Source organism: Colwellia sp. MB3u-55 (genome assembly GCF_014076785.1).
GTDB lineage: Bacteria > Pseudomonadota > Gammaproteobacteria > Enterobacterales > Alteromonadaceae > Colwellia_A.
The window spans coordinates 1-25,755 of the sequence record NZ_JACGUS010000108.1 but is presented as its reverse complement, the minus strand read 5'-3'; the positions used below and the strand labels follow the sequence as shown (position 1 = coordinate 25,755).

The following is a 25,755-nucleotide window of genomic DNA, read 5'->3' as shown; positions in this document are numbered from 1 at the left end:
GAGAGTTATTACAGCCCCAATCAAGCTAAGAAATTATTGTTACTCAGGTCATAGGCTTCAATTTAAACCATACTCTCTTTAACTAATAGCACCGCAGTTTCATGTTGAGCATGAACAAAAACGTTAATATTAATGCCCGCGAGTGCCTTTTTCTCCTCAAGTGAATTCACTTTAACGACTAAGTTTGCCTTAGGATAGTAATCGAGTACGGCTTGGCAAATTATTTGTTTGTTTTTTAATGTGTTGACCGTAATAATGATACTTGTTGTTTGCTCTACTTTTAATGACTCAAGTACGGGCGTTTTATCTAGGTGACCAAAATAAGCGTTATAGCCACGCTTTCTTGCCAATAATACATGTTGTAAATTATCCGAAATAATTAAAAAGTTGATGCCATTATTTGTCAGCTCTTTCGCTACAATACGACCTAAAATAGCAAAACCACAAACGATGGTGTGATTAGTCACCTTTACCGTGGTTATTTTATCAGCTTCAAAAAATTCAACGACAAAAAGTGCGGCTAATTTATAAATATTACTGACCATAAAGGGAGTTAATATCATAGATAAAACGGTAACTAATATCAGAAAACTCGCTAAATCTTTTGCTATCAGATTTTGACTTATTGCCATAGCAAAAATCACAAAAGAAAACTCTCCTACTTGGCATAAGGCAACAGCAGATTTAATTGATTCGCTTTTATTCGATTTTTTTCTCATCAAAAAATAAATAATCGTCGCTTTTATTATCATAACAAGGACGAGTACACTCGCAACCCAATGAAGATGAGTTATAAAATAATCAACGTCTATTTTTGTGCCAATAGAAAAGAAAAAAACACCTAAAAAAAGATCTTTATATGAAGATATATCGGATTCAACTTTCATGTGAAATTTAGTTTCGGCAATAATCATCCCCGCTATGAAGGCGCCTAAAGAATAAGTAAAGCCGAGGTTATGAGCAATAATTGATGCCCCCAATACGATAGTAAATACCGATATTAAAAACAGTTCTTCCATTAGCGCATTCGATGAAAAATGCAGTAACCAAGCAATTATTTTTTTACCTATCGTGAACATAAAAATAATAATACCACTGGCATACAAAAAAGTTTTTAGCAGCACATCGGTTAGAGACAATTCATTATTTGAGAGAAAACCCATTAAGAGTAAAATAGGGATAACGGCTAAGTCTTGAAAAACCAGTATAGCAACTGATTTTTTACCGTAGGGTGTCAATATATCTTTTGATTTTTTCAGGTAAGGTAATACGATAGCTGTTGAAGATAAACTAAATGAAAGCGCAATAATTAATGAGGGTATCGGTTCAATATTAAAGAAATAAAATGCAAGTATAAAAATAACAATAGCGCTAAAAGTAACTTGGATAAAACCATTAAAAAATATCAATTCCTTCATTTTACCTAGCTTCGCAAAAGACATTTCCAAGCCAATCGTAAACATAAGAAAAACAATACCAAATTCACCAATAAGTTCAAGAGAATAAATATTGTCACTGCCATTGAAATCAAAAATATTGCTTACTATGGTGCCGGTAATAATGTAGCCAATAATGTGCGAAATTGAGAACTTGGTTAACACTATATTGATAACGCTAGCAAGTGCTAACGAGACTGCAATAATAACAAGTATAGCGTCCATATTATCCTTTTAATTCATCTGTTGATGTATAGTAAAATTTAACTCATTAACGTCTATGCACATTACAGACCATATAAAATTAAAATTTAACATTTAAATACAATAACTTAAAAAATCACTAACACACTGTTTATTTTTAATACTCAATTAATCGCTCCATTTTAAAGCGTAAGCACCATAGCGGTGCAATACCCTCCTTGATTCTATTGATGAAATAGCCGCCATGATAAGCGTTTAATTTAATTCACAGCTAAACCTTTGTCTCCTAAACGCAATTAAACCCTTAAGCCAAACTGATATTGCCTTTGACACCAGCGCAATAAAAGAATTAAAAACAATAACTTAACAAATTAACAGCCATACTTAGATGACATTATTTTTTTAGCCAATCAATCTCGTTATAACACTGAAATAATTAACTTTTATTATTTGGCGTAGTTTGTGCAAAACAGCTTTAGCCATGCATCCCCTTCTACTTTCAGCGAAAGTTAGAATAAAAAGTAGCCCATATAACCATGACAGCTAAGCCAGCCATCAATAGTTTACCCATTAACCCTGCACCTAAAAATGCATGGTTTGCCAGCTTATCTTTAGAGTTTAGTTTTACATCGACTGGCACTCAACTTACCCGTACTCAACGCAATGGACCTTTAAGCGTGCAAAAAGCTTTCTACCCTGAAGGAGTCGATTGCGCACATATTTATTTGTTACACCCGCCAGCGGGCATAGTTTCAGGTGATGAATTAAACATTAACATTAAACTCAACAGACAAGCCCACAGTTTAATAACTACGCCGGGGGCTAACCGCTTTTATCGCGCTCGAACAAACTTAACAATTGGTGATCCCAAACAAGTTCAACACCTTGATATTATTCTTAACCATCAGGCGAAGTGTGAAAATTTCCCCTTAGAAACGATCGTTTATGAGGGGGCTGATGGATTTAATACTGTTGATGTTCACTTTAAAAGTGATAGCGCTTATTTAGGTTGGGATATTACCTGTTTGGGCTTACCCCTTTCAAATCAACCCTTTAAATATGGCAATTATAGCCAATTAAACCGTATTTATTGTGAAAACACTTTAATTTATCACGATAGAATTTCGATAAAACCTAGCAATGGAGTACATCAACACATCGCAGGTTTAAATAGCCACAGTGTTTTTGCCACTTTTTTAGCTTATGCCCCAGCAGGTCTCCTTAGCGATGCTGACAATAAAGCACTCGTAGCGCAATTACGCGACTGTATGGTTGAAGAAAACGCCGAAGAAAAAGTGAGTATCAGCCAAATACGCCAGTTATTAGTGATACGTTATTTAGGTGAACATAGTGAAGAATGCAAAGCACTTTTTATTAAATTATGGCAAAAAATAAGACCAGTATACCTAGAAAAACCAGCAAACATTCCGCGTATTTGGCATACCTGATCAGACACTTAATGACCCCCTTACTATTAAATAAACAAACAAAGGTGCAACAGCATGGACTTACTACCAAGAGAGAAAGATAAATTATTGCTCTTTACTGCCGCATTATTAGCAGAGCGACGCTTAAAGCGTGGTGTGAAATTAAATTATCCTGAAGCTATGGCTTATATTTCAATGGAGATTATTGAAGGGGCCAGAGATGGTAAAACTGTCGCTCAAATGATGGATTATGGCCGTACGTTGTTAACCCGTGATCAAGTCATGGAAGGAGTTGCAGAATTAATTCCTGATGTGCAAGTAGAAGCTACATTTCCAGATGGCACCAAACTTGTCACTGTTCATAACCCTATCATTTAACTAAACCTCTAAAGAAGGTTACATAAGACATAGTTAGACATTAAACACAAGAGAAGCAAAGATGATCCCAGGTGAAATAAAAACAGACCAAGGCGACCACGAACTCAACGTAGGCCGTGAACGATTGAAAATTACCGTGGCTAATTCAGGCGATAGACCCATTCAAGTTGGCTCTCATTATCATTTTTTTGAAGTAAACCCTGCCTTGCATTTTAATCGAGAACACGCCAAAGGTTATCGTTTAGATATCACCTCAGGTACCGCCGTTCGTTTTGAACCTGGGCAAGAACGCCAAGTAAGCCTGGTTGCCTTTCAAGGCAAACGCAGGATCTTTGGTTTTCGCGGTGAAATACAAGGAAACTTATAATCATGGCCAGTATTGATAAAAACGCCTACGCACATATGTTTGGACCAACAGTCGGTGATCGAGTTCGTTTAGCCGACACAGATTTATGGTTAGAGGTTGAAAAAGACTTCACACAATACGGTGAAGAAGTAAAATTTGGTGGGGGAAAGGTCATTAGAGATGGCATGGGACAAAGCCAAGCATCATGCTTTGACACCGTTGATTTAGTGATTACCAACGCCGTTATTCTTGATCACTGGGGAATAATTAAAGCTGATGTTGGTATTAAAGAGGGTCGTATCGCGATTATAGGTAAAGCAGGCAACCCTGATATTCAAGACAATATCGATATTGAAGTGGGTCCCGGCACCGAGGTTATAGCCGGCGAAGGGCAAATACTGACCGCAGGCGGTATCGACGCCCATATACATTTTATTTGTCCACAACAAATAGATGAAGCACTCATGTCGGGTGTTACGACTATGATTGGTGGAGGTACAGGCCCAGCAACAGGTACTAAGGCGACGACTTGCACACCAGGTCCTTGGTATATTCATAAAATGTTGCAAGCAACAAATGATTTCCCGATGAATTTTGGTTTCTTAGGCAAAGGGAATGCAAGCTTACCACTTGCCCTAGAAGAGCAAATTGAAGCGGGTGTTTGTGGTTTAAAGCTTCATGAAGATTGGGGAACAACCCCCGCGGCAATTGATAATTGTTTATCGGTTGCCGACCGTTACGATGTTCAAATAGCGATTCATACCGATACCTTAAATGAGTCTGGTTTTGTTGAGGACACTTTAGGAGCATTTAAAGGCCGTACTATTCATACCTATCATACTGAAGGTGCTGGTGGTGGACATTCACCTGATATTATTAAAGCATGTGGTGAGGCTAATGTTTTACCGTCTTCCACCAACCCAACACGCCCTTATACCATTAATACTATTGATGAACATTTGGATATGTTAATGGTTTGCCATCATTTAGACCCGTCTATTCCTGAAGATATTGCTTTTGCTGATTCACGTATCCGCAAGGAAAGTATTGCCGCCGAAGATATTATGCATGATTTAGGCGCTATTAGTATGATCGCTTCTGATTCACAAGCCATGGGACGAGTCGGTGAAATGATCACCCGTACTTGGCAAACCGCACATAAAATGAAACAACAACGAGGACCATTAGCTCCCGATACTGAACGAAATGATAACTTTCGTATAAAACGCTATATCGCTAAATATACTATAAACCCTGCTATTAGCCACGGCATTAGCCATGAGGTTGGCTCTATTGAGGTCGGTAAACTAGCTGATTTAGTGTTATGGAAACCGGCATTTTTTGGTATAAAACCTGCGCTAATTTTAAAATCTGGCATGATAGCAGCAGCGCCAATGGGCGATGCAAACGCGTCTATTCCAACACCGCAACCTGTCTATTTCCGCCCAATGTTTGCAGCCTTTGGCAGTGCTTCAGCCAAAACCTCAATGACTTTTATGTCACAAGCATCTATTGACGCTAATGTCCCTGAAAAAATAGGCATGACACGGATGATTGGTGTCTGTAAAAACACTCGAAACATTGGTAAAAACGACATGATTCATAATAGTTGGCAGCCAAAAATAGACGTTGATGCTCAAACATATGAAGTACGTGCCAATGGCGAATTATTAACCTGTGAGCCTGCAGTAACCTTGCCACTTGCACAACTTTACTGCCTATTTTAAATAAGAAATAAGTGATTCAATAAAACTAAAAGATTAGGAAATTACATGCTACAAGCACATCAGCGTTTTGACCATACTCACCATAATATAGCTGACTCAATAACGTTAGATCAAGACACCCGTAAAAAAGCACGTATTAAAGGTAAAACGGATGGTGGTTTTGACATAGGTATTTTTATGGCGCGTGGACAGCCATTATTAGTCGGTGAAGTACTAAAAACAGACTGTGGATTATTCATTGAAATAAAAGGTCAAGCGGAGCCTGTATCAACCGCTATTGCAACTGACTGGTTAACCTTTTGTAAAGTTTGTTATCACTTAGGTAATCGACACACCTCACTGCAAATAGGCGAGTTATGGGTACGTTTTAAACCCGATCACGTATTAGAAGAACTTGCACAGAAATATGGTTTAACGATTGATAATACCCCAACAATATTTGAACCTGAAAATGGTGCTTATGGCGTTAGTAGCCAAGGCCACGTCCATGCACACTAAACCTGCAGTGAAACCTGTGTCACTAGTACCAGCAGAAATAACACTCGCCGAGCCGATTAAGCTTAATCGGTTATTACAGTTATGCAGCGCAAACCTACCCGTGGGCGGGTTTGCGTTTTCACAAGCATTAGAATATGGCGTTGAAATGGGTTGGTTAACATCATCAGAAACGACCGCAAGTTGGATAAAGATTAATTTAGAGGAGTCTATAGCACAAACCGATTTAGCCATTTTAAAACGGCTATTTAACGCGTTATCGATAAATGATTTTGACGACTTTAACAACTGGAATACCCATTTAATTGCTTGTCGAGAAAGTCATGAATTATTATTGGCTGATTTAGCAATGGGCAAAGCCTTAATAAGATTACTGAAACAGCTAAACAACCTTAATTTAGCCGCTTATCAAACAATAATAACCCTTAAAGAAATTAGCTTTGTTAGTGCTTTTGCGCTTTGCGCTTATGTCTTTAATTTAGATTTAATTTCAGCACAAAGTGGTTACTGCTGGACATACATCGACAATCAAGTCGCGGCAGCAACAAAATTAGTGCCTCTTGGGCAAACTCAGGCACAAAATCTCCTATTTGAATTAACTGAACAGACGCCATTAATTATTGAAAAATCAAACGGTATTTCAGATAACGATATTGGTGCCAGTCTGCCGCACTTAGCCATGGCAAGTGCTTGGCATGAAACACAATATTCACGACTTTTTCGTTCTTAATATATTAAGTTGATTAATAACATGCTTTATAAAAATAAAAAGAGAAATAAAAAATGATAAAACAAGTTTTACGCATTGGTGTTGGTGGCCCGGTAGGCTCAGGAAAAACCGCATTATTACGACAGCTATGTCTAGCGCTACGTAATAAATATGATATGGCAGTGGTCACCAACGATATTTATACTCGTGAAGATGCTGAGTTTTTAACTAAAAATGACGCTCTCGCAGCAGACAGAATTATCGGCGTTGAAACCGGTGGCTGTCCTCATACGGCGATTCGCGAAGATGCCTCAATGAACCTAGCAGCCATTGACGAACTACAAGAGCTTCACCCCACTCTAGACTTTGTATTAATTGAAAGTGGCGGTGACAACTTAAGCGCAACGTTTAGCCCTGAACTTTCCGATTTAACCCTTTATGTTATTGATGTTTCAGCCGGAGATAAAATCCCACGTAAAGGAGGTCCGGGTATCACTAAGTCTGATTTATTAATTATTAATAAAATAGATGTTGCTGATTTAGTCGGCGCATCACTTGAGGTGATGGATAGAGATACTAAAAAAATGCGCGGTGATAAACCCTTTGTTTTCTCAAATATGAAAACACAACAAGGTTTGGCCGAGATCATAGCCTTTATCGAAAAAGAAGGCATGTTGCAGATGTAATGTTTGCGATAACGACATCATTATCTATTGCTAGTAAACAACAAAAATTAAACATTAAACATTAAACATTAAAAAAAGGATTAACCATGAAATTTATAACCCTACTTGTCAGTTTTATTTACCTCTTTTCGGCGCAAGCATTCGCCCATGATGATCACGGTTTGGGTGAAGGCTCTTTTCATGCATTTTATCATGCTATTTTTTGGACTATATTTGTCCTAGTTGTCTATAAAGTCGCCGTATGGTCTAACGATAAGCGCTCACAAAAAAACTAATATCCTTTAAGTGTGAATAGGACACCACAGATAAATATAGTTATTTGTGGTGATAATATGATGCACTCAAGCAGGCATAAACATATATTAATGAGCATCGGAGACAGTATATTTAAAAATATACTGTTAACCGCACAAATAATTAGGCATATTGGCATTATCAATAAAAAATAATGATGGTCAAATGACAGGTAAAGCTGTGCAACATCCAAGCATAATAATTAAACCTATCGCTAAACATAACGGCATCTCTCTTGTTATTTTTGGCGTGTTACTTTTACTTACTACGCTTTTATTCGCTCAACATTATTGGCAATCATATAGATTCGCCTACATTTTTATGATCCTTCTCTGTCTGGTTATTATTTTGGTAGGTGCAGTTAAACTTTTTGAACCTGCCATTAGCCTCTATTTGACGCCTGATAAAATAACCTTTAATCACCGTTATGGTCACTGGCAATTAACATGGCAAGATATACAAAATATTAATATTGTTGCTGAAGTTGTTGGTGTAGAACGCGAAACATTGCCTTATATCGGTATACGATTGGTTCATATCGATAATATCGCAAAAAACATTTCCGTTAGATTAGCGAATAGGTTAATCCATCAACAACAAGGATTAATTGTTTATGGGGTATTGCATCAGCTAATGACAATGGAACAAGCTCAAATGAATTTTGAACCCTTTATTCTATCAACTGGAGAGCATGTAAAAGGCCCTATTGCGGCATTTCTCCATCAAAGTGAACGATTATCTTCTGCTTTTGGTTACCATTTATTCTTGCCTGCTGACAGTTTTGACCGCGGCATTAATGAGTTCAGCCAACTACTAAAACAATGTAAAATGGCAAGCTCAACTTATCAAGTAAATTAATGGCTGCCCGTTGATGTTTTTTTCAGCTGCTTTAATTGTTTTTTTAATTGTCTTTGGTAGCGATCCATTTCGATTAGGCACTGCTCTTTTTGCTGAGGGGATAATGCTTGATACATGAGTGCCTCAAAGCATTGGGTATAGCCAATGAAGTTTTTCGATAACATAGGAAATCGTTCAATAACTAGCCTTGAAAATTGACTCGCGGGCATAGTGTCAGGCTTTATTAAGCCTTTAGCTTTTAATTGCGTTATTATTTGCTGATACTGAGTTAACCATTTTACCGGCGGGTTACCTTTACCCCTCTTTAAATTAACTAACCACAACACAGCCATCATTAACATTAATGAGCCACCAATAATTGCCGCTACTTTCCAAGCATGTAGATCACCAAACCATTGTTTAAGTAAATCATATTGTTTTTTTGATGAATAACCTAAAACCAATCTTGTCCATTGATAATCTAGCGCATCAAGCTGTAAGCGCAGATTATTGATCCAAGCGAGGTGTTTGTATCGATGTAAATTTAGCAAGTCGTTATTGAACAGGGCATCTTGCTGTAACATTTGTGAAAGCCCACTTTCTACTCGTTCTGGGTTAACTGCCGCCGTGGGATCTACCCTTACCCAACCTTGGCCATTAACCCAAATTTCAGCCCATGCATGGGCATCATATTGGTAGATACTAAGATGACCACTTTGTTTATTATACTCGCCACCTAAATAGCCAGTGACCAAGCGAGCAGGAACACCAGACGCTCTCATCATAAAAGTAAAGACACTGGCATAATGAACACAAAAGCCTTTTTTAGTTTGATAGAAAAACTGGTCTAATTCATCCCCTAATTTAGCGCGATTTAATAAAGGCGGCGTTAGCGTATAATAGAAGTCTTGTTCTCTAATCATATCCAAAATAGCTTGTGCACGTTCGATTTCATCTGGGTAGTTTAACTTAAGTTGTTGGCCTTGCGCTTTCAGCTTAGGGTTACTGGCGGTAGGTAGTTGTAAACTTGTTAGCCATTGATCGTCGCTTAACGGCTCATTAAGCAATGATTGAGTATAACTACTGATTTGATAACTGGTTGTTTGACTTACAGGCTTACTATTTATAATGGTGTAATTGGGTAATGGCCTGATGGTCACTTGGTTATTGGTCAAACTTTTAGGGTCAACCACGGCTAAAGAAAAAAGCCAACGTTGATAACTCGGCTCAACCATGACTTGATAAAGGGTTTGTACTCCGTTTAATGTCGACTGGGTAAAACTAAGTGAACTTGCCTGCTCCTCAATATTTGCCCAACTATTTTTGCTCTGTTGCCATGTCCGCCCATCAAAAACATCCATCACCATTGCTCGCCAGTACAATTGATTGTATTGCGGGATATCGGTAAAAAATTTCACTCGAAAGGCCAATGCTGAAGATCTAGCTAAATTGGCTATATCTCCCAGTGTAACACTTTCTGCTAAACCGGTTTGGGCAGACTTTGCTGATGGTACTTGCCAAAAAGGTGCAACTCGAGGAAAAACGATAAATAAAACTACAGCAAGCGGAATACTCTTCAACACGGTTATTGCACTTTGAGAAAGATTATTTTTAATGTTCAGTGACGCTGAAAAGTAGGCTAACAGCAAGCTTAAATTTAACACCAGTAAGCAAAAGACGAAAAGCGACAAAAATAAAGATTGGGAGAAAATAAGCACTGATGCCAGTATAAAAACACCCAGTAGGACAATTTGATAAAAATCTTTGCGGCTAGTTAACTCTAAACTTTTTAAAGCATAAGCAAAGCAAAGCAAATGTAACATGCTTAATAAGACCCCTAATTCTCGACCACTTAGTGCTATAGCAATAGAACCAGAGCAAGCCAGTAATAAGATAATGAGTCGCTGTGGTTTTATTGCTGGCTTGATAAGTGTTAAGCCACGCCAGCATAAACAAACAGCAATAATGAGCAACATCCAGCGGGTTAATTCATTAACAAGTAAGGCTAAATTTAGGCACTGACAAACAAGCAACACCCAGGCATGTTGTGGTAATAAGCTAAATTTTTCACCTGTCACTGTATTATTTATCATCGCGGCGACTTAGGATAAATGGCTAGCGCCATTAAACATTGTTTAAAATGAAGTTCACCTTGGCTAGGCTGTATTTTTTCTGCTGCTAAATCTAAACCAAATACTTGCTCGCTGCGGTGGTATTCACTGACTAGAAAACACAAGTACGCAAGTTGCTTCTCCAGTCCGTGATTGGGCATATCGTTAAGCTTTAACCAACACCTGGTTCCTTGTTGTTGATGATAATGCTTAGTTAACCGACCTTGACCGCGCGCGAATTGTTTCCAAGCAAGACGAGAAAGTGGCTCTCCCGGAAGATAGGCTTTAAGTTCAAAAAAATCTTCGACACCCGGTTTACTGCTTTGTGAAAATACATTTTCTTGTTCTGCATCGCCAAAATCACTTTGTCGATAACTTAAGGACATGGCTTGAGGATAAACAATACATTGCTGGTCAAAATCGATTCTTGTCCAGGAGGTAAATAAACCTAACGAATATTCACTCGACACTTTCAACCGACCCGGATTATATACCCCTCGGTTTGGGTAGGAGCAGCAAACATAAACAGTTTGTTCGCCAGGCTCACTTTGAGGGAGATGAAGAACAGCTTGGTCATCAAAGCAAAAGTTAATCGCAAGACGTTTATTAGCTGAAGATATATTAATAGCAAAGCGTATATTTTGATTTGCATACCCTAGGGCAGTTTTATCTGCAGATATTGCCAGACCCGATAAGTTAAAAAAACTCTGCATCATAGTGGTAATGAACACACTCGCCATTAAGTAGCTTAATAACATGATGACATTATTTTGATAGTTGGTTGCTAACAGGAATAACAACACCACAAAAAAGAGATAAGCAACACCAAAGCGGCTTGGCATAATAAAAATATTATGATTTGATAATTTATGCTTTCTTGCAGGCGGTATCCGACGCTTTAGCCAATGATGAAATTGCTTATTAACAAAGCGACTAAGATAATTTTTTATCGGTATTGCCAATTTTGTCACTGTCGTCTCTATTGTTGAGTTAACGCTATTTATGGTTAACACCATTGATATACATTATGAATTCAGTGGATTTAAAACATTAACTTGTGCAATAACCTGCGCTGAAATGTTCTCTTGTTGCTCTCCAAAGCCAAGAGTGGTCAACTCAAGTCTATGCTGACAGACCGAGCTAAAGACGGTTTGAATATCTTCGGGTATGACATAGGTCCTCTCATCGATAAAAGCCCATGCTTTCGCAGCAGCCACCAGTGCTTGTCCGGCTCTTGGTGATAAAGGTCTACCAGCAAACCCCTGTTGGCGACTGACATGATTTAAGGCGATAACATAGTCAATAATATTATCTGATACCGTCACTTGTGATACCGCTGCCTGCATGGCGATAAGTTTGTCGGTATCAACACAAGGTAATAGCTTTTTATAGCTCGCGTGGCTACTTTCACTTTGTAAAATTTGTTTTTCTGCCGCTATATCAGGAAACCCTAAAGATATACGCATCATAAATCGATCGAGTTGTGACTCGGGTAAAGGGTATGTGCCCGCATGTATTAAAGGATTTTGTGTGGCGATAACAAAAAAAGGTTGTGGCAGTGGGTAGGTTGTCCCATCAATACTAACCTGATGCTCTTCCATTGCTTCAAGTAAAGCGCTTTGTGTTTTAGGACTTGCTCTGTTGATTTCGTCACTTAACACCACCTGATTAAAAATTGGTCCTCGATGGAGCTCAAACTTTTTAGTGTCAGGATTAAATATTGAGATACCAATAACATCCGCTGGTAACAAGTCACTGGTAAACTGCGTTCGTTGATAACTAAGCCCAAGCGTTTGTGCTAACACCTGCGCTAACGTGGTTTTACCCATGCCCGGTAAATCTTCTATTAAAAGATGACCTTTTGCTAATAAACATGCCAGAGCTAGACGTATTTCGTTAGGCTTACCTAAAACAACCGAGCCGACCTGAGCTAAAATTGCCGTAACTAAAACTTGCATAAAGTGATCACCACGCCATTTAAAAGAGTTGTTGTCATTAAATATACCTGCCGATAAAGTAACAGAACTGCCAAAATAATATCAATAATTACTTAAGATAAACACCCGTAATTAATACCAAAGGGCAATCATTTTACCTGGCCTTGATGCGGGCATGAGATCAAGTAACGAAAATGTAAACTGGCACTTAATGATTAGACTTTATTTTATTTAATTAAATAACCGGTGCAGATAGCTAAAACTGACTCTTTGATGCGTTAAACTTTATTCATCTGAGTTTATATTTTCCTTTTGCCCATCGCCCCGCCCTGCTAGAATAACTAACAATTATATACTTGATATTTTACGGAACCTTTAGTCAATGCGTACTACTCAATACCTGCTTTCTACCTTGAAAGAAACGCCAGCCAGCGCCGAAGTGATCAGTCACCAATTAATGTTACGTGCCGGACTTGTTCGAAATGTTGCTTCGGGTTTATATACTTGGTTACCCACAGGTCTCAAAGTATTAAGAAAAGTTGAAAATATTGTTCGTGAAGAAATGGAGCGAGCAGGCGCTATTGAAGTATTAATGCCTATGGTTCAACCTGCTGATTTATGGGAAGAGTCCGGACGTTTAAATGATTACGGCCCTGAGCTACTGCGCATAAATGACCGTCATGATCGCGCCTTCGTTTTAGGTCCAACGCACGAAGAAGTCATTACAAAACTAGTCGCTAATGAAATAAATAGTTATAAACAGTTACCGCTGAATATATTTCAAATTCAAACAAAATTTCGCGATGAAATACGCCCTCGATTTGGTGTGATGCGTGGTCGTGAATTTTTAATGAAAGACGCCTACTCTTTCCATTTAGGTGAAGAGTGTTTAAAGAAAACTTACCAAATTATGTTTGACGCTTATTGCCGTATTTTCGACCGTTTAGGTTTGGATTACCGTCCAGTCATTGCTGATACAGGTTCTATTGGTGGTGAAGCTTCACATGAATTTCATGTTTTAGCTGATTCTGGCGAAGACGATATCGCCTTTAGTGATGGTAGCGATTTTGCCGCAAACGTTGAGAAAGCTGAAGCTATTGCGCCATTAGGCGAACGAGCAGAGCCAACTCAGGAATTGACTAGGGTAGAATTAAAGCTTGAACGATTAATAAAAACCTCAAACATAGATTTAAAAACTACGGTTAAAACACTATTAGTGCTTGGCTCTAGTACTAAAGGTGAGCCAGAAAAATTCATTGCTCTAGTGCTTCGTGGCGATCATCAACTAAATGAAGTTAAAGTTGAAAATTTATCTGTTATCGCTTCACCTTTAACATTTGCAACTGATGAACAAATATCTGCAATTGCTAACTGCCATATCACCTCATTAGGCCCTAAAGGCTTATCTGTTGACGTTATTGTAGACCGCAGTGCTGCTCATCTAAGCGACTTTGTCTGTGGTGCCAACGTAAACGGTCAATCTTATACTGGGGTTAACTGGAAACGTGATTGTGATGAAATCAACATTCAAGATATCCGTAACATCGTCGAAGGCGATACTAGCCCTTGTGGTCTTGGTAATATTGTCATTAAGCGCGGTATTGAAGTGGGCCATATTTTCCAGTTAGGCGAAAAATACGCTCAAGCAATGAATTGTGGCGTATTAACAGAAAATGGTAAAAATCAAACGTTAACTATGGGCTGTTACGGCATAGGCGTTTCACGTATTGTTGCAGCGGCTATTGAACAAAATCATGATGAAAATGGCATAAAATGGCCAGCAGCTATTGCACCATTTCAAGTAGCGATTGTTCCAATGAATATGGCAAAGTCTGCTCGTGTTAAAGACACCGCAGAAGCTTTATACACACAATTACAGCAAGCTGGCATTGAAGTTATCTTCGATGACCGCAAAGAACGTCCGGGTGTGATGTTTGCCGACCATGAATTAATTGGTACGCCAATATTATTAATTGTTGGTGAACGTAATCTTGATGAACAGAACGTTGAAGTGAAAAACCGTATTAGTGGTGAAAAATCGTTAATGGCAATCAGTGATATCATGTCTTTATTTAGCTAAACATCACATTGTTTAGCGGTGAGATGCAAGGATTCAGTAATAATGACTAGAGAGTTGATGGTATTTGAGAAAGACCATCTTCGGCGCTAACACCCAGGCAGTTGTGAACATATACCTTCATATTGAACATAAAAACGCGACCTTAAGGTCGCGTTTTTTATTGCTGACTATTGCTGTCGTTAATTTTGATAAACAGGAATTTTACGTAAACGCTCATCAATGCTTTGTAGCATGCTACGATAAACTAACGAATCAATATCACGATAATATTGTTCAAATTTCTGTTGGGATATACCTTCGGGTAACCCCGTCAACTCAGGTAAAATCAGGGTTTCATCAATGATATCAGCCAAGTGTTCTTGCACTTTTAAGGCGCTTTCATCAGAGGTTGTCGCCAGCATTGCCAGGCGAGTTCCAGCCCGATCGGCCATTAAGTCGGCAAAACTAAAACCACTACCACCACTGTTTGAGTCTAAAAATTCTTTTAGCTCGCCAATAGCATTACTTGCGGTACTGGTACCAAATAACTGCAAAGCAACGGAGTAAATAAAATGCTTTTGAATGTCCACTCTTTCACGTAACGTAACCCTTGCTCGGCGTATTGTGCGCTGTTGTATTTGCTCCGCTGACAGCTTAGAAATATCCCCTACTAAGAGCTCAAACTTATTGGTACCAAAATAAAGCACTAAGGCCATTAAAGCCGCTCGATTCTCTTTTGCCGGTGAATCAGTTATTGCGGCTAAATTACGTTGTTTTACTAAACCAAAAGTAAAACCAACATATTGAGCAAACGAAAGTTTAAGCGTTTTTGACTGCTCAATCGTGTCAACAAGGCTTTGATAGTAAAACCGTATTACCTCAACATCACCATATAAGGCAAGTTGATCACGTAAAGCAAAAAGACTATTTTTATTGCTTAATGGCTCATTTTTTAAATCATCTGAAAGTACAATATCTACAGAAATTTTCTCTGCACTAATATCAACACTTTTGATCATACTTAATAGCGTGCTGCCAAATTCTTCTTTTACATATAGGTTAGTAAACCATTCAGCCAATTTAAGTAATCCATTACCCGGTAGCGCAACATTACCAATATAAACGGTGCCCAAATCAAGACCTTCCTTTGAAGAAACAAGCATCATCTCCACATTAAGGTATTTTATAAGCTTGGGTAAAGGCAAGGCTATAGAAAAGTTAATTAAAGCACTGTCTTTAAATAAAACTACATCAGAGCTTAGTTGTGGAATGGCTCGGTGACCAAAAGCACTGAGTCCATGAAGTTCAGCCTGAGTAGCTTGCAATTTAATCGGTTGCTGATCACTCTTTAAGGACTGAATTAAACGCTGAGCAATACGTTTATTTTCTGTCGCCGAATTAGCATCAATTTGATGTGTTCTTTGCAACTGCGGCGTTGACTGTAAAGCCATAAAAATGACAATGATAGCAAAGCAAAACAGTGAAACGAACAAGAGTAAAATTCTTTTTAACCAAAGCTTCAAAAGTAAACCTTCATTGTACACAATATTATTGAGCTATATTCTGATTGCCTTACCGGTAAAAGTATAGTGATAAATACCACTATTTTATCTAATTAACTGATCAGCAATCACAAATATCCCAATAAATTTTCCGATCGTATAATCTCGCTAAGCGAATATTAAGCGCCTTAAACGTTGTTAAATTCTTATCATGGGGTTTAAAACATTGCCAAATAAATTGGTGACAGTTATTTTCTATCATATGATAATCTCGGTATTGAAAAATTTGTTGCTGAGCACGTTGCGCGGCAAGTTCACTGGCAAAAGGTTTTGCTGTTGAATCACAAGCAATAAAAATATGCTTTCCTGAGCGCTCCTTAGTAAAGCGTTGCACCGAAATAGCTTTAATTAAACCATTACCATCGAGTTCAACAATGGTATTATCACCAACCCAAATAGCGGTGTGATCAAGTATACCGCCAACGCCACAACAAACAATTGCGCCAATTTCTGGTTTCACTTTTTCCGTAGTAGTAAACAAATCGGTTGGATACTGGACAACCGGAGATTCATGTTCATTAAACCGACCAAGACATTGTGCATCACGATAATAAAAGCGTTTTCTTTGCTGTTTCTTAAGGTCATCGGCTAACTCTTTTACCGCGAATGCTGATATTGCAGCAGCCCCTAACCATAATAAAGGTAATGGCATTATTGACCTCCGTGCTTAAATTTCACTCAATTAATAACAAGATGACGCTTTTATTTCATTAATGCTATAAAAAATTTGCAAGTAACTGTTTCAAAGCGGTTGATTATTAGTAACAATGAGGAATATATCATCAACCACAATATTAAAAATATTCTATGAGACACCGCTAATGAAAAACATCAAAAAATCATCAAAATTGAATAATGTTTGTTATGAAATTAGAGGACAAATCGCCGCCGAAGCCCGAAAATTAGAAGATGAAGGCCATAAAATATTAAAGCTTAATATCGGTAACCCTGCCCCGTTTGGTTTTGCTGCTCCCGATGATATTCTAAAAGATGTTATTCGCAACCTACCGACAGCTCAAGGGTATTGCGAATCTAAAGGTATTTATTCGGCACGTGTTGCCGTGATGCAGTATTTTCAGCAACAAGGTATATTAGATGTTAGCGTTGAAGATATTTTTATCGGTAATGGTGTCAGTGAATTAATTGTGATGGCGATGCAAGCGTTATTAAATAATGACGATGAAGTCTTGATACCCGCACCCGATTACCCCTTGTGGACAGCATCCGTAGCGCTATCGGGTGGTAAAGCTATTCATTATCGCTGTGACGAAGAAAACCAATGGTTTCCTGACTTAGTAGATATGGCGAACAAGATCACTGATAAAACCAAAGCTATTGTGCTCATTAACCCCAATAATCCAACGGGCGCTGTTTACAGTGAAGCGCTGTTAAAGGGCATCATTGAACTAGCACGTAAGTACGACTTAATTATTTTTAGTGACGAAATTTATGACAAAATCTTGTACGATCAAGCTACCCATATACCTACCGCGAGTTTGGCACAAGATGTCTTAATTATTACCATGGGCGGTTTATCAAAAAATTACCGTATCGCTGGCTTTCGTGCTGGCTGGATGGTAATTAGTGGTCCTAAATTCCATGCTGAAGATTACTTAGAAGGCTTGAATATTCTTGCTTCGATGCGTTTATGTGCCAACGTCCCTTGTCAACATGCTATTCAAACAGCATTAGGTGGTTATCAAAGTATTAATGAATTGATAAAGGATGATGGCCGTTTAATCAAGCAGCGAAATCTAGCGCATAAAATGATCAACGAAATTGATGGTTTATCTTGTAACCCTGCGATGGGGGCCTTGTATTTGTTTGTTAAAGTTGACCAAGAAAAATTTAATATTCTTGATGATGAAAAAATGATTTTAGATTTACTCAGACAAGAAAAAATTCTTTTGGTCCATGGCGGTGCGTTTAACATTCAGGAGAAAAATTATTTTCGTTTGGTTTTTCTCCCCCATGTTGACGAATTAGTGCCAGCAATGACCAAACTTAAGAATTTTTTCAGTACCTATAGCCAATAACTACTTATATAAGGGAAATAATCATGCAGAGTACTTTTTTAGCTTGGATGTTCAGAATGCCGTTAATCAAACGTTGGGCGCTAATGTTTTGTGTGAAGCCAGAAAACGTTGCCGAGCACTCACATCAAGTTGCGATTGTCGCTCACTTGCTAGCGGTCATTAAAAATAAGAAATTTGGAGGTAACATCAATGCTGACCGTGTTGCCACTATCGCTTTATATCATGAGGCAAGTGAAACTCGCTACGGAGATATTGTTAGTCCAACTAAATATGCTAACAAAGAAATTGCAAGAGAATTCAAGAAGATAGAGTACTTAGCAGAAAAAGAATGTTTAGCGTCTTTACCTGAAGAGTTTCAAGAACTTTTTTCGGATATTATTGTTCAAGATAACGTTGAAATCCATTATAAAGCGATAGTAAAAGCAGCGGACATTTTAGTTGCTTATATCAAAGCACTCGATGAGCTCAATCACCACAACCCTGAATTTTTACACGTTAAAGAGCGCTTAGAAATAAAACTAGATGGCTTAAAAAAAGAAATGCCTGAAGTTGAATATTTTATGGATATATTCCTTGAAGCTTGTTCAGCTACCGTCGATAAAATTAGCCAAAATTAAGTTTATGTTAACTTCAAAGTAGAACATTAATAAAAATGTTCTACTCTTCCACTAATTGACAACAATAACCTCGGCTGCTTATACAGTTTTACAATGGAGATTCACCTGGATTCAACACTCTAATTTGGCAAAACTCATCATAGTTTTCTATAAACACATAAATCATTTTTGCTTCAAACTTTTTGCCGCTTTGTTCAATTAAGAAAGCTTTTATCTCGGTATCAGACCATTTATCTTTATAACAACTTTCAGAGCCCAAGGTATCGAAAACATCGGCAATAGCCATAATACGTGCTTCAAGCGGTATTTCTTCACCACTTAAGCCATCGGGATAACCACTGCCATCCCAATTTTCATGATGATAACGTGCTAACCTTGCACCTAACTTTGAAACACTCGTTTTAGATTTTGATAATAATTGAAACCCTGCGTCGGCATGAGTTTTCATAATTTCCCATTCGTTGTTATCAAGCTTGCCCGGTTTATGAAGTAAATTAACGGGAATAACCACCTTACCAATATCGTGCAGTGGTGCAGCTAAGCGAATAGCATTAATAAAGGCCTCACTTAGTTGTAATTTTTTCGCTAACAGTTCACAAATAAGTGCAACTCGATGAACGTGAGCCCCAGTATCTTTACTACGCGTTTCAATCGCTTCTCCAACGATATAGAGCAGTTCTTTCTGAGTTTTTTCTAGCTCATGTTGTTTAGATAAACTATCAAGGATAAGGGCAATATTAGTGGCAAATAACTCGGCTAAACTGGCTTTAAAATGCTCTGCGTCATCTTCGAATTCAATATAAAGTACCGAGACTGAATTCCCTGATGTTTCATAATATCCAACAAATATCTCATCAGTGAAATAATGCTTTTTATTTTCGAACGCTTTCTGGATTAAATGTTTAACATCACTAGAAATATCTGACGCTTCAAGACTATCTGACTCACTCACATACTTACCGGTACAGGCAATAATCAGATTTGAACTAGTTTCATCATATTCTAATTGGCTTCGGGCAATATAAAGCGCAGAACTGTCAACATCCATTAAGGTCAGTAAGTGTTCTAAAGCAGCAGAGCCAAAAGGCTTGAATTGATTGATTTTCAAAAGATCATGAGTGGCTTTTATTAACTGTTTAAAAGCATCTAAACTACGCTGTATCGTCATTATGTCACGGTAAGCGCGAATACTTGCGTAGACAGTTGTAGTCATTTTACCGGCAGTAAAATCAGTTTTTTCTTTGTAGTCATTAATATCAAATTCTTTAATCACTTTAGCTTCAGGAGCTGAACCCGCCTGACCCGTTCTTAGAATAAGACGTATTGCTTGGTTTTTTAAGGTATTACGGATCCATTCAACAAGCTCTAAGCCTGCATGATCAGTTTCCATAACAACATCAACAAAGGCCATGCAAAAGGTATCATCTTTTAATAATATCTCACGTGCTTCAATAGAAGAATAAGCCGAAACAATTTCCAAGCTTCTGTGTTCAATAGTAGCATCCGCTAAAACCAGTCGAGTGACTTGATGCACAGATTCATCATCATCAATGACAAGTATCCGCCAGACCTTGTGCTTCTTTGGTTTTGACGTTAAGGACTCGCCTGCAGATTCTTCTTTAAAGAGAAAGTTTGACATTATTAATTCGTATTATTGTTATAGTTAACCCTAAGTGTAATAAATATATAGAATATTTTCTGCTATTTATGTAAATAATTGGTAAATATAATAAATAAAGCCTTAAAATAATGCGCAATATAAACTAAAACACCTATAGACAAAGCAAAGTGGCTATTCTTCACTGATAAACTTTCACTAAAAAAACACAACTAATAATCATAGATGGCAAGAGATTTTTCCGTGAAGTTTGTTGAGGCGTGTTTTTTTTGTGTCTGCGAGAAGAGCCTTTTTTTCAACGGCTCAACTGGACCTGAATTTACTGTAATTTGGTTGAAGCTTTTTTGAAAACTTTTGGATTTTTAAGATACTGAAGTGGTGAAGTAAAATCGGTCACAGTTTTGTAGTTTAGCCAATACTTTCACTCTGACTCATTTGGGCTTGGTCTCAGTATCATTCTCAGTTATATTATGGCTACATTTACGATTATTTAATGAATTTTTTATGAATATTCGCTCTAAACTAACGTTGAGCTTTGCTGCTACAGTTATTTTACCAATTATTGCTATTGCAATTGTCAGTATATCAATGACAATTTCTAAATCTTCAACAAGCTTTGTGGAACGCACTCACGATGAGTTAAGGCAGGTAGACAACGGCTTTCAACTGTTCTTTCAACAGATCAAAGCTAACGTAAAATTTTTAGCTCAAAATAAATTGACAACCCAACTTCCTGATAATACTCATACTTATATTGACTCTGAACATATGATGGAGCCAAAAAATGATTCTGTCGAAGAATTAAATTTATATAAGCTATATGAAGATTTTGGTTCATCACACCCTGATTTACTATACGTATACACAGGTACCAAAGAAGGTGGCTTTGTTCAATATCCATTAGAGGTGCTTGGAGGTTATGATCCAAGACAACGTCCTTGGTACAAACAGGCGCTAGCCTCTCCCAACGCTCCAATTATTACTGAAGCATATCAAGATGTCATAGGAAAACCTGTAGTAACTTCTGCATTAGTGGTCAAAAATAAGCAAGGCGACATTATAGGTGTACAAGGTCTAGATGTTACCCTTTCAACATTAACGGATATATTAAGTAATACAAAACTAGGTGAAAGCGGCTATCTCATTCTTATTGATGAGTCAGGAACCGTATTAGCTGATGCCAAAACACCAGAGAATAACTTCAAAAATATTAAAGATCTTTCATCATCATCATTATTTTCCATATTACAAAAAAGTCCAAATCAAGATCATTTTTCTACCGAGCATTTAGGTGAAGATGTTGACGTTGCCAGTTATTATTCAAAAGAACTAAAGTGGCGTTTTGTTGGCGTCATCCATAGCGATGAAATTTTGGCGCCTGCATATAATCTGAGTCAGACCATTACCGTGATTGCCTTTATCATGGTGACATTATTTATTGCCATAGGATTTTGGTTAGCCAATCGTATTGTTCAACCCATTAACCGTGTGGCTGAAGGTTTACGTGATATTGCACAAGGTGATGGAAATTTAACTAAGCGACTAGAGATTATTGGTCAAGATGAAGTCAGTGAATTGGCTCAATGGTTTAATCAATTCTTAGACTCGATTCATCAGCTTGTTGTTGATATTAAAACCTGTGCATCAACATTAAATGTGGTGGCTAATCAATCGGGTATACAAATCGCTGATGTAAAATCAGTCAGCCATAAACAAGAACAATCAATAAATAATGTCAATAACCTTATCGCAACGATGACAGATATCGCACATCAAACATCAAACGACTGCCAAGAAAGTTCGACGACTATTATGAAAACTGAAGAGTACTCAAAAAAAGGTATTTCGTTAATTTCTGTCACGGTAAGTGAAGTGAGTTCGTTAAATCAATCGTTAAGTGAATCATCTCAATCGATGAAGTCACTTGAACTAGAAAGTGAGAATATTACTAAAATATTAGATGTTATCAGAAGCATTGCTGAACAAACCAATCTGTTAGCACTTAATGCGGCTATTGAAGCGGCAAGAGCGGGTGAGCAAGGGCGAGGCTTTGCTGTGGTCGCAGATGAAGTGAGAACATTAGCGCAACGCTCGCGAGGCGCTACCGAAGAAATTGATGCTGTATTAATGAACTTGCTAGATAAAACACGTGTTGTTTCTCAACAAATGGGCGTGAATGTCGAACAATCGAAACAGGCTATCGATAAAATTGAACAAGCGAATCAATCATTTAACCAAATCAGTACTTTGGTTGGACAAATGAAAGAAAATATCTCGCGTATTACTCAAGCCGCAGATCAACAGTGCAGTTCATCGGACTTGATCAATGACGATATTAGTGGCATCAATCAATCTGCAAAAGGTATTGTTAATACTGCTGATACATTGGCCGACGGATCGAATGACTTACTTGTTTTATCCAAAGATTTAACAAATTTAGTCGGTCGCTTTAAAGTCAATAATTAACACCAATATTAGTATTAAATAACGAAGCACTATATTTTAACTATTTATTACCAACCTGTAACAGATTTTGTTACAGGCTCTAGCCCACTTGTTTGCCCTACTTAAACACCTTATTATTGCTTAGTAAAGATTATAAGTAATGCGCCCCATAGACCAAAAATACTGGTGAGCGCATTTAATAAACTTTCCTTAGTAACCTAACGCCTTATTAGTGTGTATTTCGATTTAAACTGTCGACATATCGAGCTGATTAATTCACACACAAAACTTTATATAATAGATTTAGTAAGTGGCCAGCAAGCTTATCTGTTTTGAGTGTCTTTTATGAATAAAAGTAACAGGCTATGTGTTATTCGATCCCAAAAATGGCACGTTATGCACATACTCCAAACAGTATAAACCGATAAAAAACAAATGGTTGAAGATTTAATTGAGATAAACGCGTCTAAATTCCTATGTTACATAAACGTACCAAATTTATCATTAAGTTATTAATTTAGCAGCAAAATAGATTCATTAGAAAATATAGGAAAAATTTTTTATGTTCATTTACGTAAATCACACTAAAAAGACCTTGGCAGTAGTACATAAAAATGGTCGGTAAATTAATTATCTAAGGCTCACTAATGCCACTTTCCTAACTGTAAAAAACTATTAGACTTGAAGATGTTTATTTCCGCTATAGCGCACCAAGGTGGCATTAGCACCAACAAATATTAGTGCTAAAAACTAAACTGATTGGGAATTTGGTTTAACCCTCACTTATGCCACTTTTCAGAAATACATATAAGCGGGCTCTAAACTAGGGCATCTTAGCGCATGTTAATTAGTGGGAGCCGTACGTTAATTATTTGCTAATTCGAAAAATTTTCCAACGTACAGAAATAAAAAAACCTGCGGGCTAGCAGGCTTTTTTGTAGGCTATATTTACGTTTTCTTACGGCGTGACAGTCTAAGACCAGCAAGCCCTAGCCCTAATATAACAAGCGTGGTCGGTTCTGTCACTGGCACTGTGTCCGATATTAGTTCAAGTGTTACGTAGCCATTACCACGGTGTCCAGTGCCTCCAACAGGGGTCAATTCACTGGGTTGTAAAGCGACATTAGTGCTAAAAAAAGAGCCGCCACCGCCACCGCCATAAAATCTTGAGGAACCGGCGCCACCACTATAACCGCCACCGCCACCGCCACCATTGTAACCGCTGCCGCCGCCACCGAATCCGCCTCTCCCGTTCGGATAATAGTTCGTGCCGCCTGCAAGCCCATTAAGGAAGGACTGTCCACCACCGACACCGCCGCCACCACCGTTACCCCCGTTCGTGAAGAAGCCACCACCACCAGCTGCGTTCCTTCGTGGAGATTTGTTTTTACGGCAGTTAGCACCTTCACCTCCATTGCCATTTACTCCGCCAACACTGTAGTCAGCATCCTGAAAACACCTACCTCCTGAATCACCGGAGGTGCCTAAATTCGCATCTTGGCCCACTCCATAGTCTTGGCTGTAGTTACCTCCACCTCCACCTCCACCGATAACTAAAGAATCAAAAGTGGGGCCTGAATTTAAAGTAACAAAACTGCCACCACCGCCGCCGCCAGAATAATTACCATCGCCGCCGGAATGATTACCATTTATACCTTTTCCACCAACAGCAATGGAGAGCATCTGCCCTGTAGTTAGAAACAGACTGCCTCCTTTAATTGCTCCAGCCCCCCCTTGTTGGTATCTGCTCTTTCCCCCGCTTGCTCCTGCCGCGAATATCTCGTAGGTACCTGTTGTGTTGACTGTATACTGAACAATCTGTCCTTCGTAATCGAAGGAGATTAGTCCTGCTAGTGCTGATTGGCTACTAAGAGTGAAGGCGATGCCAGCCAGCATGGAGCTTAAAAATTTCGTTTTCATTTGATATTCCTTTTTATTCCTTCAAAACACTGTTATTCAAGGAAAATGCTAAAAAGTGAAACGTCATCACTTGTGATATGTGACCAAAAGCAAAACACATACCAACACATTAATATACTTAAAATTCAAGGGCATATAAAAAGCACTGATATAAGTCAGTTAGAAGTGTAAAATAACCAGACACTAAAAAAGTTTTTTATTTTTTCATCGGCTATGCTCCCATGGAGCCTCTGGTAGTCGGTTCATTGGCTAACTTTCGGTTTGGCAGCCATGATGACAACCCCATTTCATCGACCAAAACCTAAATCGCCTGCGCTAACCGAGCAGCAAGTTAAGAAAATTTTTTAATACCAGCAAAATAAAGACTAAACACTATATTTGATTAACCAACTGGAACAGCTTTGGTCGTCATATATGAATGCCCTCACTTTTACAAACTTGATTAAACGTCACAGCAGGAGATTAGTTAGGAAGTGTTATCGCAGTAAATATTATGAAAAAACTTTAGTTAATATACCTAAATATACGTTCAGCAACATGACCTTTAACGGACTGTCCCCCCCTAAACTATCAAATAATTAATTCCGCTTAGCGCACATCCTAAATTCTATGACGCAATGAGCCCCCATAGTGAAATCGAACATCTCTCATTAAGCCAACCATAATAATTTGTTTGTTTTTTCAACAATAAACTACACTTAAATCACCCCTGTTAAGTGTGGTGATTGTTATGCCTAAGCCTCGTTCACATCAAATTATTTTATCTGATACGCCGTATTAACCACCATTAAGCCACCCATAATAACTTGTTTGTTTTTTCAACAATAAACTACACTTAATTTACCCTCTTATAAGTGTGGTGATTTTTATGCCCAAGCCTCGTTCACAACAAATCAGTTTATCTGATACAC

The 25,755-nt window shown here is 38.0% G+C and carries 21 protein-coding genes; 13 read left to right on the top strand and 8 right to left on the bottom strand.

The genetic code is table 11. The features are described 5' to 3' along the window. Positions 1–62 precede the first annotated feature (62 nt). Positions 63–1,661 carry a cation:proton antiporter gene (locus H4J66_RS07985; protein WP_182172889.1) on the bottom strand — a complete coding sequence of 533 codons (1,599 nt, stop codon included), beginning with the start codon at positions 1,659–1,661 and terminating at the stop codon, positions 63–65. A 515-nt stretch (positions 1,662–2,176) separates the two neighbouring features. On the opposite strand from H4J66_RS07985, the gene H4J66_RS07980 reads away from it, so the two are divergent. From H4J66_RS07980 to H4J66_RS07940, 9 genes are all read left to right on the top strand, one after another. Next, positions 2,177–3,088, top strand: coding sequence for an urease accessory protein UreD (locus tag H4J66_RS07980; RefSeq protein WP_182172887.1), 912 nt, complete (start codon positions 2,177–2,179; stop codon positions 3,086–3,088). A 54-nt stretch (positions 3,089–3,142) separates the two neighbouring features. Then, complete coding sequence (locus tag H4J66_RS07975) at positions 3,143–3,445, top strand: urease subunit gamma (protein ID WP_070373972.1); 303 nt, start codon at positions 3,143–3,145, stop codon at positions 3,443–3,445. Between the two features lie 61 nt (positions 3,446–3,506). Continuing rightward, a complete protein-coding gene (locus H4J66_RS07970; protein WP_182172884.1) occupies positions 3,507–3,812 on the top strand; it encodes an urease subunit beta in 306 nt (101 codons plus the stop codon). 2 nt (positions 3,813–3,814) lie between these two features. Continuing rightward, positions 3,815–5,518 carry an urease subunit alpha gene (ureC, locus tag H4J66_RS07965; RefSeq protein WP_182172881.1) on the top strand — a complete coding sequence of 568 codons (1,704 nt, stop codon included), beginning with the start codon at positions 3,815–3,817 and terminating at the stop codon, positions 5,516–5,518. Between the two features lie 45 nt (positions 5,519–5,563). Further along, positions 5,564–6,016 carry an urease accessory protein UreE gene (locus tag H4J66_RS07960; protein ID WP_182172878.1) on the top strand — a complete coding sequence of 151 codons (453 nt, stop codon included), beginning with the start codon at positions 5,564–5,566 and terminating at the stop codon, positions 6,014–6,016. Next, positions 6,006–6,743: an urease accessory protein UreF gene (locus H4J66_RS07955; protein WP_182172875.1), complete on the top strand. Its 738-nt coding sequence runs from the start codon at positions 6,006–6,008 to the stop codon at positions 6,741–6,743. The genes H4J66_RS07960 and H4J66_RS07955 overlap by 11 nt, the downstream gene beginning before the upstream one ends. A gap of 53 nt (positions 6,744–6,796) precedes the next feature. Next, on the top strand, positions 6,797–7,408 hold the full coding sequence (gene ureG / locus H4J66_RS07950; RefSeq protein WP_182172872.1) for an urease accessory protein UreG: 612 nt from the start codon (positions 6,797–6,799) through the stop codon (positions 7,406–7,408). Positions 7,409–7,494: 86 nt separating this feature from the next. After that, positions 7,495–7,683 (top strand): hypothetical protein, encoded by a 189-nt coding sequence (locus H4J66_RS07945; protein WP_182172869.1) that lies wholly within the window; start codon positions 7,495–7,497, stop codon positions 7,681–7,683. Between the two features lie 151 nt (positions 7,684–7,834). Continuing rightward, positions 7,835–8,560, top strand: coding sequence for a DUF2982 domain-containing protein (locus tag H4J66_RS07940; RefSeq protein WP_182172868.1), 726 nt, complete (start codon positions 7,835–7,837; stop codon positions 8,558–8,560). Here the strand turns inward: H4J66_RS07940 and H4J66_RS07935 are convergent. The 3 genes from H4J66_RS07935 to H4J66_RS07925 are packed head-to-tail and all read right to left on the bottom strand — an operon-like array spanning position 8,557 to position 12,608. Continuing rightward, a complete protein-coding gene (locus H4J66_RS07935) occupies positions 8,557–10,632 on the bottom strand; it encodes a DUF3488 and transglutaminase-like domain-containing protein (RefSeq protein WP_182172865.1) in 2,076 nt (691 codons plus the stop codon). The two genes, H4J66_RS07940 and H4J66_RS07935, sit on opposite strands and share 4 nt — an antisense overlap. Then, positions 10,629–11,666 carry a DUF58 domain-containing protein gene (locus tag H4J66_RS07930; RefSeq protein ID WP_182172862.1) on the bottom strand — a complete coding sequence of 346 codons (1,038 nt, stop codon included), beginning with the start codon at positions 11,664–11,666 and terminating at the stop codon, positions 10,629–10,631. The genes H4J66_RS07935 and H4J66_RS07930 overlap by 4 nt, the downstream gene beginning before the upstream one ends. 9 nt (positions 11,667–11,675) lie before the next feature. Beyond that, positions 11,676–12,608 carry a MoxR family ATPase gene (locus H4J66_RS07925; protein ID WP_182172859.1) on the bottom strand — a complete coding sequence of 311 codons (933 nt, stop codon included), beginning with the start codon at positions 12,606–12,608 and terminating at the stop codon, positions 11,676–11,678. 361 nt (positions 12,609–12,969) lie between these two features. On the opposite strand from H4J66_RS07925, the gene H4J66_RS07920 reads away from it, so the two are divergent. Beyond that, positions 12,970–14,667 carry a proline--tRNA ligase gene (locus tag H4J66_RS07920; RefSeq protein ID WP_182172856.1) on the top strand — a complete coding sequence of 566 codons (1,698 nt, stop codon included), beginning with the start codon at positions 12,970–12,972 and terminating at the stop codon, positions 14,665–14,667. Between the two features lie 179 nt (positions 14,668–14,846). Here H4J66_RS07920 and H4J66_RS07915 read toward each other — a convergent pair whose 3' ends face one another. Continuing rightward, positions 14,847–16,169: a hypothetical protein gene (locus H4J66_RS07915; RefSeq protein WP_182172853.1), complete on the bottom strand. Its 1,323-nt coding sequence runs from the start codon at positions 16,167–16,169 to the stop codon at positions 14,847–14,849. Between the two features lie 100 nt (positions 16,170–16,269). Continuing rightward, complete coding sequence (locus H4J66_RS07910) at positions 16,270–16,860, bottom strand: hypothetical protein (protein WP_182172850.1); 591 nt, start codon at positions 16,858–16,860, stop codon at positions 16,270–16,272. Between the two features lie 169 nt (positions 16,861–17,029). Between H4J66_RS07910 and H4J66_RS07905 the strand changes: the two genes are divergently transcribed. Both H4J66_RS07905 and yfbR read left to right on the top strand, forming a co-directional pair. Continuing rightward, positions 17,030–18,244 (top strand): pyridoxal phosphate-dependent aminotransferase, encoded by a 1,215-nt coding sequence (locus H4J66_RS07905; RefSeq protein ID WP_182172847.1) that lies wholly within the window; start codon positions 17,030–17,032, stop codon positions 18,242–18,244. 23 nt (positions 18,245–18,267) lie between these two features. Next, positions 18,268–18,861, top strand: coding sequence for a 5'-deoxynucleotidase (yfbR, locus tag H4J66_RS07900; RefSeq protein WP_182172844.1), 594 nt, complete (start codon positions 18,268–18,270; stop codon positions 18,859–18,861). Positions 18,862–18,949: 88 nt separating this feature from the next. Here the strand turns inward: yfbR and H4J66_RS07895 are convergent, their stop codons facing one another. After that, positions 18,950–20,500: a response regulator gene (locus H4J66_RS07895; protein WP_182172841.1), complete on the bottom strand. Its 1,551-nt coding sequence runs from the start codon at positions 20,498–20,500 to the stop codon at positions 18,950–18,952. Positions 20,501–20,983: 483 nt separating this feature from the next. Here H4J66_RS07895 and H4J66_RS07890 point away from each other — a divergent pair, with 483 nt between their 5' ends. Continuing rightward, entirely contained in the window at positions 20,984–22,945 is a 1,962-nt protein-coding gene (locus H4J66_RS07890; RefSeq protein WP_182172838.1) for a methyl-accepting chemotaxis protein, read from the top strand. Positions 22,946–23,872: 927 nt separating this feature from the next. On the opposite strand, the gene H4J66_RS20615 is transcribed toward H4J66_RS07890, so the two are convergent. Then, complete coding sequence (locus H4J66_RS20615; protein ID WP_409049359.1) at positions 23,873–24,607, bottom strand: PEP-CTERM sorting domain-containing protein; 735 nt, start codon at positions 24,605–24,607, stop codon at positions 23,873–23,875. Positions 24,608–25,755 lie beyond the last annotated feature (1,148 nt).